Origin of the sequence: Streptomyces sp. R21 (genome assembly GCF_041051975.1) — a bacterium.
In the GTDB taxonomy this organism is placed as follows: Bacteria; Actinomycetota; Actinomycetes; order Streptomycetales; family Streptomycetaceae; genus Streptomyces.
On record NZ_CP163435.1, the window covers coordinates 8,706,572 to 8,724,852 of the forward strand.

Genomic DNA, 18,281 nt, shown 5'->3' on the forward strand with positions numbered 1-18,281 from the left:
CTGGCTGGTGGCCGCGTCCCCGCCGCGCCTTCCTCGGTACGGTCCCTTCGGAGGAAAGCCTTCTGTGAGCGAATCAGCACGTGCCGATGCCCGGCAGCAGAACCACGCGTCCGAGGCGTCAGGCACCACTTCGACCCCGTCCTTCGCGCAGCTGGGGCTGCCGGCCGAGATTCTGCGGGTCCTCGGCGAGCACGATGTGACCGTGCCCTTCCCCGTCCAGGCGGCGGCGCTGCCGAACGCGCTCGCGGGACGGGACGTCCTGGGCCGCGGCCGTACAGGATCCGGCAAGACGCTTGCCTTCGGCCTGGGGATGCTCGCCCGGACGGCCGGGCGGCGCGCGCAGCCCAAGGAGCCGCTGGCGCTTGTCCTGGTGCCCACCAGGGAGCTGGCCCAGCAGGTCGGTGAGGCGCTCACCCCCTACGCCGAGGCGCTGCGGCTGCGGCTCGCGACCGTGGTGGGCGGAGTGTCCATCGGACGGCAGGCCGCCGCGCTGCGGGACGGCGCCGAGATCGTCGTCGCCACGCCCGGCCGACTGCACGACCTCATCGAGCGCAAGGCCTGCCGACTGGGACGGGTGCGCATCACGGTCCTGGACGAGGCCGACCAGATGTGTGACCTGGGGTTCCTGCCGCAGGTCACCGAGATCCTGGACCAGGTACGTCCCGACGGGCAGCGCATGCTCTTCTCCGCCACCCTCGACCGCGACGTCGACCAGCTGGTGCAGCGCTACCTGCGCGACCCCGCCGTCCACTCCGTGGATCCCTCGTCCAGCGCGGTCTCCGAGATCGAGCACCACGTCTTCGTCGTGCACGGCCCGGACCGGTACGCCGTGACCACGGAGATCGCCGCCCGCGACGGCCGCGTCCTGCTCTTCCTGGACACCAAGCACGGTGTCGACCTGCTCACGCGGCATCTGCGGGCCAACGGCGTGGCCGCCGCCGCCCTGCACAGCGGGAAGGCCCAGCCGCAGCGCACCCGGACCCTGGCCCAGTTCAAGAACGGGCAGGTCACCGCGCTGGTGGCAACCAACGTCGCCGCACGCGGTCTGCACGTCGACGACCTCGACCTCGTGGTCAACGTCGACCCGGCCACCGACCCGAAGGACTATCTGCACCGAGCGGGCCGCACGGCCCGGGCCGGCCGCTCCGGCACTGTTGTGACACTGGTCCTGTCGGGACAGCGCCGCGAGACGAGCCAGGTCATGGCGGATGCCGACGTCGCCCCCAAGGTCACCAAGGTGCGGTCCGGCGAGGCGGAGCTGAGCCGGATCACCGGCGCCAGGGCCCCCTCCGGAAAGCCGCTCGACGGCGGGTCCGCCGCACCGCGCCCGAAGAACCACAACGCCCCGTTCCGCGGTCTGGGCAGCACCAAGGACGCGAAGAGCGGCTCCGGTGGCAGGTCGTCCCGCAAGAGCAGCGAGGCCGGCAAGCTCGCGGAGGCCCGCAAGGCGGCCCGGGTGCGGCGCAGCGGCTGAGACCGGCCGCCCGGACTACGGGGTGGTGTCTTCGTCTACGCTGCTGGACGGATCCGGCGGGCCGGAGACCGGCCGGGATGCACCGGACGGCGTCACGTACGGGCGACCGTACGCAGGGGGAGGCGTGCAGGCGATGGAGAACGGCGCGGCGGACCTGCCACGGCGGATCGGTGTCTACACCGTCGAGCGGGAGCTGGGCGCGGGCGGCATGGGGACGGTCTACCTCGCCCGGTCACGGGGCGGTCGGGCCGTCGCGGTCAAGGTGGCCCGCCCCGAGCTGGCGGCCGACCCGCACTTCCGTGAGCGGTTCCGCGCAGAGGTCGAGGCCGCCCGCAGAGTCGGGGGTTTCCACACGGCTCCGGTTGTGGACGCCGATCCCGACGCGGAAGCGCCCTGGCTGGCCACCGCGTACATCCCCGGCCCCACGCTCGCCGAGCTGATCGGGCGTCAAGGGCCCATGGGCGAGGGGCAGTTGAGGTCTCTCGGAGCAGCGCTGGCCGAGGCGCTCCAAGCCGTCCACGCCTGCGGGCTCGTACACCGGGATCTGAAGCCGGGCAACATCATCATGGCCGACGACGGCCCACGCGTCCTCGACTTCGGAATCGCGCGGGCCGTGGAGTCCACCCGGCTGACCGCCACCGGGACGGCCTTCGGTACTCCCGGATACCTCGCGCCCGAACAGGCGCAGGGCGGCGAAGTCGGCGGTGCCGCCGATGTGTTCGCGCTCGGTGCCGTACTCGTCGCGGCGGCCGGGGGCAGCGCGTTCGGCACCGGCACGCCCATGGGGCTGATGTACCGGTCGGTGCACGAGCCCGCTGATCTCTCCGCGCTGCCAGGGGAGTTGCGGTCGCTGGTCGCCGCCTGTCTGTCCAAGGATCCGGCCGACCGTCCCACGCCCGAGGCGCTCTTGGGCTCGCTCAGTCCGGACCCGGACCCCAAACGGGACCCCGACCAGGCCCCGGACCCGAACACACTCGCGCTCGCCACCCCTGACCGACCACGCGCCGCGCCGACGGTCCCGGTCGCGCCTCCCGCCCATCCCGGCGGCGCCGACGAACCTCTCCGGCCCGCCCCGACCGGACCCTCGCGCTCGCCCCGCGTGATCACCTTGCTGATCGCGGCTGTGGCCGTGACGGGCGCACTCGTGGCCGGCCTCGTCGTTCTCACCAGGCAAGGGGACGACAACAAGGGCGGCAGCCCCTCCGTCACCGCTTCGGAGTCCCGGCGGGCCACGTCACAAGCTTCCGCTCCGCCGTCCACGCCCGCCTCCTCCCCGGTGAGTGCAGCCCCCAAGGACCGGGTCACCGTCGTGGTCACCGGCCAGGGCGAGCGGAGCTGGATCTCGGCGAAGGACCACAACGGCCGAATTCTGTTCGACGGGCTCCTGGGCAACGGCGAGACCAAGAACTTCACGGACAAGAGCCGGATCAACCTGATCCTCGGCGATGCCTCCGCCGTCCGGCTTGTCGTCAACGGCAAGGAGGTCTTGGACGACTTCCAGGCCGGGCAGGTCGAACGTCTCACCTTCGACAGAGGGGACTAAGTGGTCCCTGGCCCACGGTCTACGGCGGGTTCCGGGGCGGCCTGACCAGCAAGATTCTGGCTGGGGACCGCAGGTGCCGCCCGCTGGCGCTCCTCCTGACCGCGGGGCAGGCCGCGGACAGTCCGGACAGTCCCCAGTTCGTCCCCGTACTCGGCAGGGTGCGGGTCCGCCTGCCCGTCGGCCGTCCCCGCACCCGGCCGGACGCGGTCGCCGCGGACAAGGCCCACTCCCGCGCCGACCGCTTCTCCTACAAGGGTCAGTCCCTGACCTGCGTGTCGATGAACCTCGCGTTGGTCCGCTGGGGCGCGCCGCACACGGCCACGGAGTCCTGGTACCACTGCTTCCACGGGCCGTAGGCGATGTACGAGTCGCCGGTGATGCCGTCCGTGCAGCGGATCTTGGCCCGCTGCTCTCCCGGGCCGTAGTGGCAGGTCGAACTGATCGAGTAGGTGTTGATCTGGTGGAACCCGCAGCCGTGCACCGCGGCGCTGGCCGGGCTGGCCAAGGCGATGGGCGCGGCCACGGCGATACCGCCGAGCAGCAGCGGCGTGGAGAGGAGCGAAGTGAGCTTCCTCTTGCCGAGCGTCTTCCTGTTGAGCACAAGATCCCCTATGTTCGGGCCGACTGGTCAGGCCGGCCGTGCGCCGTCGGTTGTGGATGACCGACAGGCTGGTCGGGAAGCAGAATACTGATCCGTTGCCGATCATGTCCATGCCTTACAGGAAGCGTCGATCGCGATCAAGTGGGCGCCTGCAGGAAGCCGTTGAGCCAAATCATCGCGGCGCGAAGGTGGAGGCCGGCGAGGTAGCTCTCGGGCGTTTGGCCGCAGCGGGTGGCGATGCCAGGCGGCGGTGCCTTCGGGTTCCATCACCCAGGGGTGGCCGGCGAGAGCTGAGCGCCGCCGTCGGGTCGTCGGCGTTGGGGTATTCCTCGGCGGGACGAGGTCGAAGTCGCTGGCTTGGAGACTTCGGCTTCCAGTTGGGAGAGTTGCTGGGAGACGGAGGCAGGGACGCGAACGGTCGCGTTTTCCGACGACTGCAGGTCGAAAAGATCCGCTGGACTGATCCTGCGCGCGCATCGGACCCTGATGGTGTGACCGACAACGCTTCCTCCCCCTGCACGCTGCCGTGGTTCGCGCGTCCCGATGCCCGTGCCTGGCGGTGTGAACCCGCGCCCACCGAGGTGCGGGTCTTCCACGCCTCACTGCCCGGCTACGCGCCCACCCCACTGACCGAACTCCCCTCACTGGCCTCTGAGATGGGAGTCGCCCGGGTCTTCGTCAAGGACGAGTCCCGTCGTCTGGGGCTGCCCGCGTTCAAGGCGCTGGGGGCGTCCTGGGCGGTCCACCGCACCCTTGCGGAGCGGGCGGCGAACGGCGGAGAACAGGGCCCGGTCACCCTCGTGACCGCCACCGACGGCAACCACGGCCGCGCGGTGGCCCGCATGGCACACCGCGTCGGGCAGCGCGCCCACGTGTTCGTTCCCCAGGGCGTGCATCCGCAGGCCGTCGCGGCCATCGTCGCCGAACAGGCCGAGGTCACCGAGGTGGCAGGCTCGTACGACGAGGCCGTGCGCCTGGCGGCCGAGGCGGCCGCGGCCCCGGACGCGGTCCTGATCCAGGACACCGCCTGGCCGGGCTATGAACAGATCCCGGGGTGGATCGTCGAGGGATACTCCACCCTCTGCGCCGAGATCGACGAGCAACTGAGGGCCGAACGGGTCGTCGAAGGCCCCGACCTCGTCTCGGTTCCGGTGGGCGTGGGGTCCTTGGCCCAGGCCGTGGTCACCCACTACCGCAGCCGCCCCTCCGGGCATGCCCCGGCGCTGCTGTCGGTGGAACCGGAGGCCGCGCCCTGCGTCCTGGAAAGCCTCCTCCTCGGAGCGCCCGTCAGTGTCACCACGCGGGAGACCAGCATGGCCGGGCTGAACTGCGGCACCCCGTCCAGCATCGCCTGGCCCCACCTGCGCGGCGGTCTGGACGCCGCGGTCGCCGTCACGGACGCCGACAGCGCCCGCGCGGCCGGAGACCTGGCCGCTGCCGGTGTCTCCTCGGGCCCCTGCGGAGCCGCGGCGCTCGCCGGTCTGCGCGCGGCGCTCACCGGCGTGGGAGCCGAGGAACGCCGTACGGCTCTGGAGCTGGGGCCGACCTCGGTGGTCGTGCTGCTGAGCACCGAGGGCACGGCCGCCAACCCGCACTCCAGCCACTGAACACGCGACACCGGAAAGACCCCTGTGTTGACCACTGCTCCTTGATGACCTCATCGCCGACGGGTTCGACCCGCTCGATCAGGAGGAGGTCGGCAGCGTGCTGACCCGCTTCGTGGCCGCGACCGGTGTCCTCGGGCTGCTGACCGTCGTGCCCGGACCGGACACGGCGGTGGTGACCCGACGTGCGCTCGTGGCCGGTTCCGGGGTCGCGCTGCGTGCCGTGGGCGGGATCGCAACCGGAACGTCGGGCGCCTGCAGCTGGCCGAGCAGCCGGGCCCGGCCGGTGGGCACCTCCAGCGAGCGGCACAGCCGCATGCCCGGGTGCCCGCCCGCTGCGAGCGCAACGGAGCGCCACAGCGTCTTCACCCCGGGCCCGGCACGGGCATAACGCGTAGTCAGGCCCTCGACCTGCTCAACGAACGTGCTCCGTCTGCAATCGGGGGCGTCGCAGAAGAACCGCCGGACCTCCAGCTTCACCACCACGCGGCGCCCGCCGACCGGGTATTCGGCCAGTCGCCGCCCATAAGGGCTGTGCACCCGGCGCGAGGCGGTCGCGCAGTCCGGGCACGCCAACTCCGGTACGGTGCTGTGGGCTTCGGCCACAACGACCCCGCTCATCTCGGTCAACCGGTCCGGCGCCATCCCCACGGCGTTCGGGAACAGTGCGTCCTTCAACGCGGACAGAACCCCCATGAACAGGGCATTCCCGCACTCAAACATGGAGCGTGAACTACGCCATCGTGACCGTCATGAAATTTCGCCCCGACCCCTGAAAACGGCCGGCGATGCTCTTCACTGCCCAGGCCGTTGTCTCGTCAACTGGAGCCGATTCGCCCGCCGGTGAAGGGTTTGGGGCGACTCGGCTCCGTCAAGGGCGCCTTCGGCGTCGAAAGCGCCGGGCTGCGCCCTCCCTGAACAGTTCGTCCCGGTCCAGGGTCCCACCGGTAATGCTTCAGGGCTGAACGCTTCGGAGCAGCGCCAAGCTGTTGTCGGGGGTCAGGCCGCTGAGCTTTTCGGGGTTGACCTGGAAGCGCAGGTTCTGGATGCGGCCGTCGACGAGGTCGAACGAGAGGGCGCCGACCGTGTGTCCGCCGAGGGTGGCCAGGACGCCGAGCTCGCCGTTGATGACGGCCGGCTCCATGGTCAGGGCGGCCAGTTCGGGCTTGGCCAGGAAACCCACGATCCAGCGCGCGACGTGGTCGGTGCCGTGGAGGGGGCGGCGGGCAGCGGTGACCTTGCCGCCGCCGTCGGACCAGGCGGTGACCTCGGGGGCGAGCAGTTCCATGACGGCGTTCAGGTCGCCGCCCGCGCAGGCCTCCATGAACTGGGCGGTGACCTGCCGACGCCGGGTCTGGTCGGCGTCGAAGCGGGGGCGGCGGGCCTGGACGTGCTCGCGTGCGCGGTGGGCAATCTGGCGGACTGTCGGCTCGGGACGTTCGAGGGTTTCGGCGATCTCGGCGTGCGAGTAGCCGAAGACCTCGCGGAGCAGGAAGACGGCGCGTTCGACGGGGCTTAGGGTTTCCAGGACGACCAGCATCGCGGTGGAGACGCTGTCGGCCAGTTCGGTCTCCGCGGCGATGTCGGGGGAGGTCAGCAGGGGCTCGGGGAGCCACGGCCCGACGTAGGTCTCGCGGGTCGCCCGTGCGGAGGTGAGGCGGTTCAACGAGAGGTTGGTGACCGTGCGCACCAGGTAGGCCTTGGGGTGGCGAACCGTGTCGCGGTCCGCGGTGCTCCAGCTCAGCCAGGTGTCCTGGAGGACGTCCTCGGCGTCGGTGACGCTGCCCAGCATGCGGTAGGCGGTGGCGAACAGCAGCCTGCGGTGTTCGAGGTACGGGTCCGGCTCATCCCTGGCGTCGATCATCGGCTCATGCTGCCAGCGCCGTAACCAGGGCGGCAAGGCCCGAGATCGCGGCGCTGGGAGCCGATGAGCCCGTCATGCCGTGGGCTTGCGGGTGGCGCGGCCGCCCTTGGAGACGATGGTGGTGACGTTCATGCGCTTGCTGAACCGGTAGGTAGTGAGCGGGCTGCCGCTGACCGTCTCCTTGTACGCGACGGCGATCCGGCCAGTGAGGTGCATACGGCGGGGGGTGTCGTCGGCCTTGGTGAACTGGATGACGGCATCACGGCGGCCGAGGCTGACCGGCTGGTGGAAGTAGCCGAAGCGGAACGGCTTGACGGCCTTGCCGCGCACGAGCCGCGCGATGGTGTCGGCGGTGTACTGGGCGGTGGGCAGGCCGCTCTGGCAGGTGCCGTGGATCTGTCCCCAGGCCAGACGGACGGCGGCGGCGTCGCCGATGGCGTGGATCTCCGGGTGGGAAACCGAACGCAGGGTGGCGTCGACCAGGATGAGGCCGCGGTCGTCGGTGGCGATCCCGGCGTCGGCGGCGAGCGGCGACACCTTGACGCCGGTGGTCCACAGGCAGGCGTCGGAGCGGACGAGCCGGCCGTCGGCCAGTTCGACCGCGTCGGGCAGCACCTTGGTGACACGGGCGCCGGTCTCAAGAGTGACGCCGAGGCGGTCCAGCGCGCCGTAGAGGTAGGCGCGGGCCTTGGCACCCATCATGCCGCCGGGCTCGTCCAGGCTGATCAGCGTGACGTCCAGACCGGGGTGGCTCTCGGCGATCTCGGTGGCCGCCTCGATGCCGGTCAGGCCGCCGCCACAGACGGTGACCGTGCCGCCGGACGCGGCGACCTCGGTGAGCCGCGCGGCAAACCGACCGGCGATCTCCGGGTTGTTGAGGGTGAACGCGTGGGTGTCGGCGCCGGGGACCTTGTCGGTGTCGGTCGAGCTGCCCAGCGCGTAGACGAGCGTGTCGTACCCGAGGGTCTCAGCGCCGTCGACGGTGATCCGCCGGGCCTCGGGGTCGATGGCGTTGGCGGCGCCCTGGACGAACGTGACGCCGGTCCCGGCGAGCAGGTCGGGTATCTGATGGTCGGCCAGTTCCTGACCGGCGGCGATCTGGTGCATCCGCAGCCGCTCGACGAACCGGCTCGAGGGGTTGACCAGGGTGATCTTCACGTCGGTCCGGCGGGTGCGGTGGGCCAGCCGGATGGCGCTGAACAAGCCCGTGTAACCGGCGCCGAGGACGACGATGTGGTGGCCGTTGTTCATTGGATCTCCCAAGGTCGGGCACCGGCTTCGGTGTCGGTGACGCTCATGGGACAAGCAACCCGCACCGGACGTGACAGGTAGTCAAAGTGAGCCACATCACACAATGCTCGCCGTTGGTGTGCTGGCAAGAACTCGTAGATTTCCTCGCTGTACTGGGCTGGCCGAGGCAGAGCAGGACGCCGAAGAGGACGGGCTGCGACTGCCGCTCAAACCGGCGTGCATCGGACGTCCCGCTCACCCCCGAGGAAGCCGGACTCCGCGAGCGACTCCAGCGCCGGGTCCTGGACGGCGCAGGCTGACAGGAACCCAGGTTCGACTCAACGCGACGCCCCCCGCTCAGTGAGCGATTCGATGATCTGGTGGACCGGTCGGTTCAGCGGGTCCAGGTGATGACGGGCTGCCAGTTCGCCCTGGGAGACATCGCGCTGGAGATCGCCCCTTGCGGGCGCACGGCGGGAACATGGCGCTGGGCGAGGGCGAGGAACTGGGCGTGTAGGACTCGTTACGCCTGTTCGCCGAGCAGATAGAGCTGTCCTTCCATCCCTGATCTTGCGTGGGTGTCCCCGGCTTCAGCCGGGGACACCCACGCAAGATCAGGGATGAACTCGGCGAATCCGGAGAAGTTCCGCGGCACGCTGCCCACGGTCAGACGGCTCACCGACTTCCGCGAGACCGTCGCCGAACGCGTGCATGCCCGCATCGGGGACATCGCAGGCGGCCGGGTCGGCGCCCCCGCACAACTCGCCGTCGTCGCCACCCACTTGCTCACCACGCTCATCAACCACGAGTACCAGCACGACCAGTGGATCAGCGAAGTCCGCACCGGCGACCTCGGCCACGCACTCCCGCCCGACCCCGACAGCGAGCACCTGCGCCGCATCGACGGCTACCTCGTCGTCGACGTCCCGTAGCCATACCTCCGTCGCGTCGCCTTACGGCTTCCGCGCCGGAAACACCGCCCGTACCTCCCACCCGGCGCCGACCCGCGGCCCGGCGTTCAGTTCGCCGCCGAGCGCCGTCACCCGTTCTTTGAGGCCGACCAGGCCGAAGCCGCCGCCGTGGGCGGCCACCGGGAGTTGGGTGCCGCCGAGGCCGTCGTCCGCCACCGTCACCGCCAGGCGGCCGATGTCGTCGCGCAGGCGGACTTCGATGTGCGTGGCGTCGGCCGCGTGGCGGCGGATGTTGGTCAGTGCTTCCTGGACGACCCGGAAGGCGGCGGCCTGCACCTCATGGGGGAGGCCGTCGGACACGGCGGGGTCGCGGCGCAGGATGGCCTGCTGGCCCGGGATGGCGAAGCCGTCGAGGAGGTCGGCGATGCCGGCGAGGTCGCCGACCGGGCGGCGGTCGGCCGTCTCGGGACCCGTGTTCCGCAGCACGCCCACCGTGCGGCGCATCGAGGCGAGGGCCTCGGTCGCGGCGCGTTCGATACCGGCGAGGACGGGGTCGAGTTCGTCGGAGCCGGTGTCCGCCATCATGCGGGCGACCTGTGTCTGCACGAGGATCCCGGTCACGTGGTGGGCGACGAAGTCGTGCAGATCGGCGGCGATGGCCAGGCGTTCGCTGCGCCGGGTCTCGCTGACGGCGACGGTGCGGCGATAGTCCATCGAGCGCAGATAGCCCGCGAGTCCGGCGACGAGGCCGACCAGCAGCAGGCCGATCATCTCCAGGCCCGTCACGTCACTGCTCAGCATCGCGTCGCCGCGGACCGGCAGGACGAGCAGCGCGCCCGCGTCGAGGGCGCCGCACACCACGACCCAGCGCGGCGGGCAGTGCCGTACCGCGATGAAGAGCAGGCTCAGCAGGGTCATCACCTCGCCCGGGCCGAAGACGACGTCCCCTTGGACCGGCAGCGAAGCTGCGGTGAGGAGGACCGAGGCGAGAGCGGGCACGGCGGTGCGCACCTGCGGAGTGAGCCACGCGGGCCGCCGCCCGGCCGGCCACAGCACGCCGGCCAGCCCGACGAGCACCACGGCCAGGGTCTGCCAGATCGGGCTGGCCGTCGGCAGGACACTCGCTCCGTCGGAGCCCGCGTAGAGCAATACGTCGACAACGGACGCGGCGAGCAGGACACCGACGGCGAGGCCATGGACGCAGCCCCGGGCGGAAACGGACTTCATGCCGATCACCGTAGGCGAGACCCCCGGCGGCGGGATCGGCCGAATGGCCATGGGACCGGCCCCGACCCCGACCGTTCGGCCGAGGCGGGTGTCCGGGCCCGCGGGCGAGGGTGGAGCCGCATCCTCACCACGGACACCAGGAGCACACGATGCAACGCAGCAAGTTCCTCGTCGGTGTCGTCGGCGGCGTGACCGCCGTGACCGTGCTGGGCGGTCTCGGCACGCATCTGCTCGCCGGCACCGAGTCGACCAGCCGTCTCGACGAGTACAGCACCGCGTCGGTGGACGGCCACCGGGCGCTCGCGGCGACCATCGTCGCGGGCCGCACCGAGAGCAAGTACCACGCGCTGCCCTGGGTCGGCGCCAAGCTCTCCGGCGTCAGCTGCCCGACCGGTCTCACGGCCGTGGCCGAAGCCACCCTCACCTGCACCGGCGAGAAGAGCGACGGCGGCACCGTCGAGATCCCCGTCCGTGTGATCAGGGCCGACGCCAACAGCGTCACCTGGAAGTTCGAGCGCTGAGAAGGAGCCCCTGCACAGCATGAGCACCGTTCTGGCCGGATACGGCCTCGTCAAGAAGTACGGCTCCACCACCGCACTGGCCGGCGTGGACGTCGAGGTCGGTGAGCGCGACTCACTGGCGATCATGGGCCCGTCCGGGTCCGGCAAGTCCACCCTGCTGCACATCCTGGCGGGGATCATCCGCCCCGACGACGGCCAAGTACTGCTGCGGGGCGAACGCGTCGACAATCTGGGCGAGAACCGGCTCAGCGCCCTGCGCCGCAAGCGGTTCGGGTTCGTGTTCCAGTTCGGTCAGTTGCTCCCGGAGCTGCCCGCCGAGGAGAACGTCGCCCTGCCGTTGATACTGGAGGGCATACCGCGCGGCGAGGCCGTCGTCCGCGCCCGCCGCTGGTTCGCACCGCTCGGCCTGGACGGTCTGGAGCACCGCCGGCCCGGCCAGCTCTCCGGCGGCCAGGCCCAGCGCGTCGCCATCGCCCGCGCCCTGGCCGTCGAGCCGGACGTGGTCTTCGCCGACGAGCCCACCGGCGCACTGGACCAGGCCACCGGCACGGAGGTGGTCCAACTGCTGACCACCGCCACCCGGCAGTCGGGCGCCTCCCTGGTCATGGTCACCCATGACGCCGACGTCGCCGCCCACTGCGGCCGGATCCTCCACGTCCGCGACGGCCGCATCAGCGGCCACAGCCAGTTCACCGTCTCCTGAGACGCCTCGCCCGAAGCCCCCGGAGTCCCCATGCGTTCCCCCGTCCTGCCCCTGACCTTGCACCTTGCCAGGTCCTCCGGCCGTCGCGGCCTGCAGTCCCAGTTGCTCGCGGCCGGCGCCGCGGCCGTCGGCTCGTTCCTCCTGCTGGTGATGATCGCCGCCACCCTCGGTGCCGGCGCCCGCGCCGACCACACCACATGGCGCACTCCCGACGCCGTACCGGCGAAGCGGGCGACGGCCGTCCAGGCCACGACCACGACGTACGTACGCCAGGAACCCGTCACCGTCGTGAACCTGGCCCACCTGCCCGGCCGGGCGGCGACCCCCGCGCCGCCCGGCCTGAGGAGCTTCCCGAAGCAGGGCCGGGTGTACGTCTCGCCTGCCCTGGCAGAGCTGCTGCACAACCTCCCCGCCGGCCAACTCGCCGACCGCTTCCCGAAGGTGAGGTCCTACGGCACGATCGGCGCCGCCGGTCTCGCCTCGCCCGACGAGCTGGTCGCGGTGGTCGGACGGGCGCCCGGCGACGCGGCTGTCGCCAAGGCCGCCGGGGAGCAGAACTATTACGACGCGGATCTGACGAAGCGGGCCCTGGTCTCCGGGTTCTCCGGTACCAGGGCGAGCCCGTTCACAGGCGTCGACCAGGGAGCCGTGCTGCTGGGGGTGGTGCTGCTCGTCATGCCGGTGGTGGTGCTGGCCTCGGCCGCCGGACGGCTCGGCGCGGCCCGGCGCGAACAGCGGCTCGCCGCACTGCGGTTGGCCGGGGCGACGCCTCGGCAGATCCTCGCCATGACCGCCGTCGAGGCGGCCGCGGTCGGTGCTGCCGGAGCCCTGGCGGGCGCGCTCGCCTACACGGTGCTGCTGCCGGTGCTCGCCGAACTCCCGTACGGCGTCGGCGTTTGGTACACCGGCCGGTTGTGGGTGGGACTGCCGTGGCTGGCGGCCGTGGTGGCGGCCGTCACGGCGCTGATCACCGTCAGCGCGGTGACGATGCTGCGCCAGGTGGCCACCTCGCCCCTGGGCGTGGCCCAGCAGGCCAACCCGCGCCGCACCCGCCTGATCCGCCTGGTGCTGTTCGTCGCGGTCCTGCTCTACATATGGATGACCACGGGCGACAGCGGCCAGCTGAAGCCTCGTCAGCTGCTCGCCCTGCTCGCGCTTTTCTACGGCGCGTTCTGGCTGCTCGGTCCCTGGGTCGTGGACCGGCTGGGCCGGATCGTGAGCCGCCGCGCCAGGCGTCCTGCCACGCTGCTGGCTGGGCGCCGGCTCAGCGACGACCCGCGCGCGGTCTGGCGTACCGTCAGCGGCCTGGTGCTCGCGGGGTTCGTGGCAGGGTTCTTCTCCGTCAGCACTCTGGGCTTGGAAGGTCCGAGCCACCACGGCCAGGTCGCGGTGATCACCGCGAACGCCGCCGGCGCCCGGCACACCGCCACCGAGGCCCGCACGCTTCTGCACCGGGCGGGCGTCACGGCGACCGTCACCGTCGCGAGCGAGGACGATTTCGACAGCCTGCTGAGCGGTGTCGACGGCGTGATCGCCCAAGTCTCCGGCGGGCAGGAGCGCGTCGACACCGCTGTCACCGCCCTGACGCCCCTCGGCTCGGGCAGATATCCCTTCACTCAGGAGTACGTGTCCTCGTCGGACGACACGGTCACCGCCCGCGTAGCCACCGTCAGCACCGCCACCCTGGTGCTGAGCTTCCTCGTCGCGGCCGCCTCCGCCGGTCTCACGGCTGCCGCGAACGTCCTCGACCGGCGCCGGGTGTACGGCCTGCTGCGGCTGGCCGGTACTCCGCTGGAGGTGCTGGACCGGGCCCGGGTCCGCGAGACCGTCATTCCGTTGGCCGTGCTGGCCGGCGGCACCACCGCGATGGGTGTCTTCGGCGCCATGCAGCTCAACAAGGCGGCCGGCACCACGATCAACGCTTCCGGTGCCGTGGAACTGGTGCTCTGCGTGGCCGTCGGCACCCTGGCCATGCTCGCCGCGATCGCCGGGAGCAGGCCGCTGCTGCGGAAGGTGACAGCGGGTCCGGCCCAGATGGCGGACTGACGCCGTACCGACGGCCGAAGGCGGGTGTGACCGCGTTTCCGTGACGGCTACGGCCGGATGAGGATGGATGCCGGTCCCGGGCGTATGGCCGCCTAGGAAGCGTGCTGAGGACGGCCGGGTCGGGGCAGCAGGAAGGAGGCCAGGAAGGCCATGGCCAGGAGGCCGGTTCCGCTCCACAAGGTGATCGTCATGGTCGTTGTGTAGCCGGTCGGCGTGGGGCGCTGATGGCCGAGGGCGGAGAAGAAGACCGTGCCGAGTACGGCGGTGCCGAGGGCGCCGCCGAGTTGCTGGACGGCGGTCAGGGTGCCGGACGCGGAGCCGGTTTCGTGGGGTTCGACGGCGGAGAGCACCGTGTCGAAGAAGGGGCCCATCACCAGACCCATACCCAGCCCGGCGACGATCAGGGCCGGGGCGATGTGCCCGATGGCCACCGTTGCGGGGGTGAGGTGCAGGCTGAGGATCAGGAGGGCCAGGCCGAGTGTCATGACGGCCACGCCGGTCTGGATGACCTTGCGGCCGAGCCGCTCGACGACGCCGTATTTCTCGGAGATCTGGATGACGGCGAAGCCCAGGATCATGCCGAGCGACCAGGGCAGACTGCCCAGGCCCGCCTTGAGCGGCGGATAGCCGAGTCCGGCCTGGAGGAACAGGCTGAGAACCAGCGAGAAGCCGGTCAGGGCGGCGAAGAGGACGGCCCCGACGACCAGACCGCCGGAGAAGGCGCGCTTGCGGAACAGGGCGGGGACGACGAGCGGGTCGCCGCCCGACTGCGCTTTGCAGGACTCGTACCGGCCGAAGACGGCGAAGAGCGCCAGGCCGGCCGCCATCGAGGCGAACGTCCAGACGGGCCAGCCCAGTTCACGCCCCTGCACCAGTGGGAAGATCACCAGCAGGGCGGCCAGGGAGGCCAGCGCGACGCCCACGAGATCCAGGCGGGGCGGGATCTCGTAGCGTGACTCGGGCAGGAACTTCCATCCGCCGAGCAGGGCCAGCAGCCCCAACGGCAGATTCACGGCGAAGATCATGCGCCAGCCGGCACCGAAGAAGTCGGCGTCGATCAGCGCGCCCGCCAGGACCGGGCCGCCGACCGTGGCCAGGCCCATCACCGGGCCGAACATGCCGAATGCCCGCCCCAGTTCGGAGCCGTCGAACATTTCCTTGATGATGCCGAGGCCCTGCGGGATCAGCACCGCGCCGAACAGGCCCTGCAGACCGCGCGCGCCGATCAGCATCCCGGACGTGACGGACACTGCGCACAGCATCGACGCCGCCGTGAAGCCGGAGGCGCCGATCAGAAACATCCGGCGGCGGCCCACGATGTCGCCGAGCCGCCCGCCGGTGATCAGGCCGACCGCCATGGCCAGCGCGTACGCCGCCCCGAGCCACTGCATCGCGGACTCGCCACCGCCGAGGTCGGCCCGGATCGAGGGCGCCGCGATGTTCGCGACCAATGCGTCGAGCATGTCCATGGCCTCGGCGATCAGCAGCACGGCCAGCGCGATCCAGCGCCACCGGTACGGGGCGGGGGCCGCGGAAACTGAGGAGGTGGTGGCGGAGTCTGCGGTGAGGTCGGCCACGCGAATATCGGACACAACTGTCCCTTTCTCGAAGATCTGGAGAGAAAGAGACGCACCGGGCACTACCAGGATCTGGTGTGCATGGGAGCGCGGGCTCCGCCCGGACTAACCAATACCGGGAACCGTATTTTCGCGCGTCGCTACCCAATCAAAGTAGCAGAGCCCCACAGACCTGGACCATCCGGCAGTGACGCCCGGCCTGCAGGACGGTTCCGCCAGGGCATACCTCCTGTTACGGGCGGTGGCGTTTGAGGAGGTCCTCTTCCGGGCCCTGAATCTCGCTGTGCGGCAGGTCGTGGCCGTTGATGGCAACTCGATCATTGATGCAGTGGGGTGCGGCCCGCCTGGCAAGTTGCCCCAGTGCGAGTGTCCTGCGACTCGGGTCCGCAGCCGGTACTGGCGCCGCATTGCCGGGTTGTCCGTCGGCAGGCACAAGATGATCGTCCGTCTCTGTGTGCGACGGTTCTTCTGCGATCAACTCCAGTGCAGGCGCCGGACGTTCGTGGAAAAGGTAGCGGGCCTGACCGAGCCACGGCGTCGTTCTTCGATGGCGGCGCGGTCAGCCATGAGGGCGGTTGCGGCAGAGCTTGGCGGCCGTCCCGGTCAGCGTCTCCGCGGGAAGCTGCGGCTTCAAGGCGGGCGGACCGCGCTCCTGAGGCTGCATGCGATACCGCCCACGCCGCACCGGATGGTGTCCCGCGGAGTGGTGTAGCCGTGCCAGGACGTGCGTTTGACGGTGGCCCAAACGGCCCGCTCAGCGCGCTCTCCTGGCGATACGGTCATGGCCATGATCGCTCAGATAGTGACGCTGGCCGGTGTGCTGGTCGGGGCCCTGACGTCGTACCTGTCCGTCGCCCTGGCCGAACGGGCCAAGCACCGACGCACGATGGCAACGCGCTGGGACGAGCGAAAGCTCGACACGTACATCGCGTACGCCGCGTGCGTAAAGGAGGTGGCTGACGCCTCAAAATTCGCTCGGCTGGCGGAGGAAGACTCTGATGCCTACAAGGAGTTCCTTGCATCGATGGAGGAAGGCGAGCGCAGACGCTCGGCTCTTTTCGAAGCGCTTGTGCTGCTGGCAGATCCTCCGGCCATCGTGGCTGCCCATGGAGTCAACATGGCCTTGTGGGAGATGGAGGAAAAAGCCCGCATGCATGAACCTCCGCCCGTGCTTGGCTACCTCCATGAGCGTCTGAACACGTACCACGAGCGGGCCCGAGAAGACCTGGGCATCAACAAGGATGTGTGGCAGGCCCTCTGAGACCCTCGGGCGGAGGCGCGCGCCCCCGCGATCCGGGCTGGCTGCGAGACGGCTACACCACACAGTGGGACACGACCCCGCACCGGGCACCGCGGATACTTGGTGTCGATGAGATCGCCTTTCGCAAGGGGCGGACCTACGGCACCGTCCCCATCGACATGGCAACTTCCAGGCCCGTAGACGTCCTGCCGGATCGGGAGACCAGCACGGTCTCCGCCTTCCGGTGCCCAACTCCCGCGGAGGCCGCGCCCGACGTGCCCCGCCTCCGCGACGCGCTGCTGGCCTGGTCCACCACATGGACCCCGTCGGCAACCCCCTTCACCCGGATCGCCGTACCTCGACCGTCGTACGACATCCCGGCCATCTGCGGCCCTGACAATGACTCGAACGCCCAGGGCGTACGGGCACTCGGCCATCCCGCCATCCCCGCCGAGCCCCGGATCACATCGCCCGACGCTCCGCCGGGCGCCCCCTCACCACCGACCCCGTCATAGGAGCGCTGCGCCGGGTCGTCAGCGCGGGGCTGGTGGCGCTCGCCGAGGAGGGCCTGCTCGACCTGCTTCCGGGCGGCGCCACCGCCGTGTCCGCCATCACGGCGACGGACGTCCTCGATCTCCACGCCTTGCCCGCCAGCCTCCGTGCCCTGCTCATCCGCCGCGTCGTCATGCCCGGTCCGGCGAACCTCACTCCCGGCCTCGGCGGCCCTGGCGGAGGCCCGCGCCGCCGCCAGGGACAACGACCACGCCCGCGTACGGGAAGTCGACCTGCGGTACCAGGGCGGACGGAAACGAGGCGGCCCGCAGGTGTGGACGACCCTGGCGGGCAACCCCGTCTGCGGCCGGGGGCGCCGCGGGGCGCCCGCACTGACTCCCGTCGACAACCGGGACTGTCCGGCGGGCGGCCGGGACGGCCAGGGCAGCTGAGCGGGCTGAGCGGGCTGAGCGGGCTGGGACGGCTGAGACAGCTGGGACGGCGTCTCAGATGGCGTCGCGAATGGCCTGTTCAAAGCCCTCGACGTGGCTGCGCGCGAGCTGTGCCGCCGTCTCGGGGTCACCGGCGACGATCGCCTCGATCAAGGGTCCGTGCTCCTCGACATGGCCGGCCATGTCGGACAGACGGTCGATGAACAGGCACCAGATGCGGGTGGCCAGGTTGTCGTGGCGGACGAGGGTGTCCTCCAGGTACGGGTTGTGCGTGGCGGCGTAGATGGCGCGATGGACGCGAAGGTCCAGGCGCATGAGCTCATCGGCGTCCTGCCGGGGGGAGCCCGCGCTCTCCAGCTCCGCGTGCAGGGCCGTCAGGGTCGCGCGATCCGCCGCGGTGGCGCGTCGCGCCGCCTGGGCGGCGGCCAGGGGCTCCAGCTCCTGGCGTACCTCGGAGATGTGGGCCAGGTCGGTGATGTTGACCTCGGTGGCGAAGGTGCCGCGGCGGGGGTACGTCGTGATGAGGCGCTCGTACTGGAGCCGCTTGAGCGCCTCGCGCACCGGTGTCCGTCCGACGCCGAGGGACTGTCCCAGCTGCTCCTCGTTGATCGGCGCGCCCGGGCGGATCTCGAGCATGACGAGGCGGTCGCGGATGGCGCGGTAGGCGCGTTCGGCGAGGGACAGCTCCTCGCTCTCGACCCTGGGTTCGGTCGCCACGTGCTGCATGAGGCCCCCTTGACCTGTCCGGCGAGCTCCCATACCTTACCGCAGAGGTTGATATATCAGTTGCTGATTA

The 18,281-nt window shown here is 70.9% G+C and carries 18 protein-coding genes and 1 pseudogene; 12 read left to right on the top strand and 7 right to left on the bottom strand.

The features are described 5' to 3' along the window. Window positions 1–64: 64 nt before the first annotated feature. From AB5J56_RS38925 to AB5J56_RS38935, 3 genes and pseudogenes are all read left to right on the top strand, one after another. Entirely contained in the window at window positions 65–1,474 is a 1,410-nt protein-coding gene (locus tag AB5J56_RS38925) for a DEAD/DEAH box helicase (RefSeq protein ID WP_369240141.1), read from the top strand. Window positions 1,475–1,607: 133 nt separating this feature from the next. After that, a complete protein-coding gene (locus AB5J56_RS38930; protein WP_369243045.1) occupies window positions 1,608–3,017 on the top strand; it encodes a RodZ domain-containing protein in 1,410 nt (469 codons plus the stop codon). Between the two features lie 32 nt (window positions 3,018–3,049). Then, window positions 3,050–3,259 (top strand): annotated as a pseudogene (locus AB5J56_RS38935) (IS5/IS1182 family transposase); the annotation flags it as partial. A gap of 14 nt (window positions 3,260–3,273) precedes the next feature. Here the strand turns inward: AB5J56_RS38935 and AB5J56_RS38940 are convergent. After that, window positions 3,274–3,618, bottom strand: coding sequence for a hypothetical protein (locus AB5J56_RS38940; protein WP_369240143.1), 345 nt, complete (start codon window positions 3,616–3,618; stop codon window positions 3,274–3,276). Between the two features lie 491 nt (window positions 3,619–4,109). Between AB5J56_RS38940 and AB5J56_RS38945 the strand changes: the two genes are divergently transcribed. Further along, the gene (locus AB5J56_RS38945; RefSeq protein ID WP_369240145.1) at window positions 4,110–5,225 is read left to right on the top strand and encodes a diaminopropionate ammonia-lyase; all 1,116 of its coding nucleotides are present in this window, start codon (window positions 4,110–4,112) and stop codon (window positions 5,223–5,225) included. A gap of 78 nt (window positions 5,226–5,303) precedes the next feature. On the opposite strand, the gene AB5J56_RS38950 is transcribed toward AB5J56_RS38945, so the two are convergent. The 3 genes from AB5J56_RS38950 to AB5J56_RS38960 form a co-directional block, all read right to left on the bottom strand. Continuing rightward, on the bottom strand, window positions 5,304–5,918 hold the full coding sequence (locus AB5J56_RS38950) for a transposase family protein (protein ID WP_369240147.1): 615 nt from the start codon (window positions 5,916–5,918) through the stop codon (window positions 5,304–5,306). Between the two features lie 259 nt (window positions 5,919–6,177). Next, entirely contained in the window at window positions 6,178–7,086 is a 909-nt protein-coding gene (locus tag AB5J56_RS38955; protein ID WP_369240149.1) for an RNA polymerase sigma-70 factor, read from the bottom strand. A gap of 72 nt (window positions 7,087–7,158) precedes the next feature. Then, window positions 7,159–8,337, bottom strand: a complete 1,179-nt coding sequence (locus tag AB5J56_RS38960; RefSeq protein WP_369240151.1) for an NAD(P)/FAD-dependent oxidoreductase — start codon at window positions 8,335–8,337, stop codon at window positions 7,159–7,161. A 599-nt stretch (window positions 8,338–8,936) separates the two neighbouring features. Between AB5J56_RS38960 and AB5J56_RS38965 the strand changes: the two genes are divergently transcribed. Beyond that, window positions 8,937–9,248 (top strand): hypothetical protein, encoded by a 312-nt coding sequence (locus AB5J56_RS38965; RefSeq protein ID WP_369240153.1) that lies wholly within the window; start codon window positions 8,937–8,939, stop codon window positions 9,246–9,248. Between the two features lie 21 nt (window positions 9,249–9,269). Here AB5J56_RS38965 and AB5J56_RS38970 read toward each other — a convergent pair whose 3' ends face one another. After that, on the bottom strand, window positions 9,270–10,454 hold the full coding sequence (locus AB5J56_RS38970) for a sensor histidine kinase (RefSeq protein ID WP_369240155.1): 1,185 nt from the start codon (window positions 10,452–10,454) through the stop codon (window positions 9,270–9,272). A gap of 149 nt (window positions 10,455–10,603) precedes the next feature. Here AB5J56_RS38970 and AB5J56_RS38975 point away from each other — a divergent pair, with 149 nt between their 5' ends. Genes AB5J56_RS38975 through AB5J56_RS38985 form a run of 3 tightly spaced genes read left to right on the top strand, consistent with a single transcriptional unit; the run spans window position 10,604 to window position 13,724 of the window. After that, complete coding sequence (locus AB5J56_RS38975) at window positions 10,604–10,975, top strand: DUF4333 domain-containing protein (protein ID WP_369240157.1); 372 nt, start codon at window positions 10,604–10,606, stop codon at window positions 10,973–10,975. 19 nt (window positions 10,976–10,994) lie between these two features. Further along, window positions 10,995–11,678, top strand: a complete 684-nt coding sequence (locus AB5J56_RS38980) for an ABC transporter ATP-binding protein (protein WP_369240159.1) — start codon at window positions 10,995–10,997, stop codon at window positions 11,676–11,678. Between the two features lie 30 nt (window positions 11,679–11,708). Next, window positions 11,709–13,724 (top strand): FtsX-like permease family protein, encoded by a 2,016-nt coding sequence (locus AB5J56_RS38985; protein WP_369240161.1) that lies wholly within the window; start codon window positions 11,709–11,711, stop codon window positions 13,722–13,724. Window positions 13,725–13,816: 92 nt separating this feature from the next. Here AB5J56_RS38985 and AB5J56_RS38990 read toward each other — a convergent pair whose 3' ends face one another. Beyond that, the gene (locus AB5J56_RS38990) at window positions 13,817–15,316 is read right to left on the bottom strand and encodes an MFS transporter (RefSeq protein ID WP_369240163.1); all 1,500 of its coding nucleotides are present in this window, start codon (window positions 15,314–15,316) and stop codon (window positions 13,817–13,819) included. A 313-nt stretch (window positions 15,317–15,629) separates the two neighbouring features. Here AB5J56_RS38990 and AB5J56_RS38995 point away from each other — a divergent pair, with 313 nt between their 5' ends. From AB5J56_RS38995 to AB5J56_RS39010, 4 genes are all read left to right on the top strand, one after another. Beyond that, window positions 15,630–16,013 (top strand): transposase family protein, encoded by a 384-nt coding sequence (locus tag AB5J56_RS38995; protein ID WP_369243047.1) that lies wholly within the window; start codon window positions 15,630–15,632, stop codon window positions 16,011–16,013. A 75-nt stretch (window positions 16,014–16,088) separates the two neighbouring features. Further along, window positions 16,089–16,562 carry a hypothetical protein gene (locus AB5J56_RS39000; protein ID WP_369240165.1) on the top strand — a complete coding sequence of 158 codons (474 nt, stop codon included), beginning with the start codon at window positions 16,089–16,091 and terminating at the stop codon, window positions 16,560–16,562. A 158-nt stretch (window positions 16,563–16,720) separates the two neighbouring features. Then, a complete protein-coding gene (locus AB5J56_RS39005) occupies window positions 16,721–17,056 on the top strand; it encodes a hypothetical protein (protein WP_369240167.1) in 336 nt (111 codons plus the stop codon). A 144-nt stretch (window positions 17,057–17,200) separates the two neighbouring features. After that, the gene (locus AB5J56_RS39010; RefSeq protein ID WP_369240169.1) at window positions 17,201–17,485 is read left to right on the top strand and encodes a hypothetical protein; all 285 of its coding nucleotides are present in this window, start codon (window positions 17,201–17,203) and stop codon (window positions 17,483–17,485) included. A 54-nt stretch (window positions 17,486–17,539) separates the two neighbouring features. Here the strand turns inward: AB5J56_RS39010 and AB5J56_RS39015 are convergent, their stop codons facing one another. Beyond that, window positions 17,540–18,211, bottom strand: coding sequence for a GntR family transcriptional regulator (locus tag AB5J56_RS39015; protein ID WP_369240171.1), 672 nt, complete (start codon window positions 18,209–18,211; stop codon window positions 17,540–17,542). Between the last annotated feature and the right edge of the window lie 70 nt (window positions 18,212–18,281).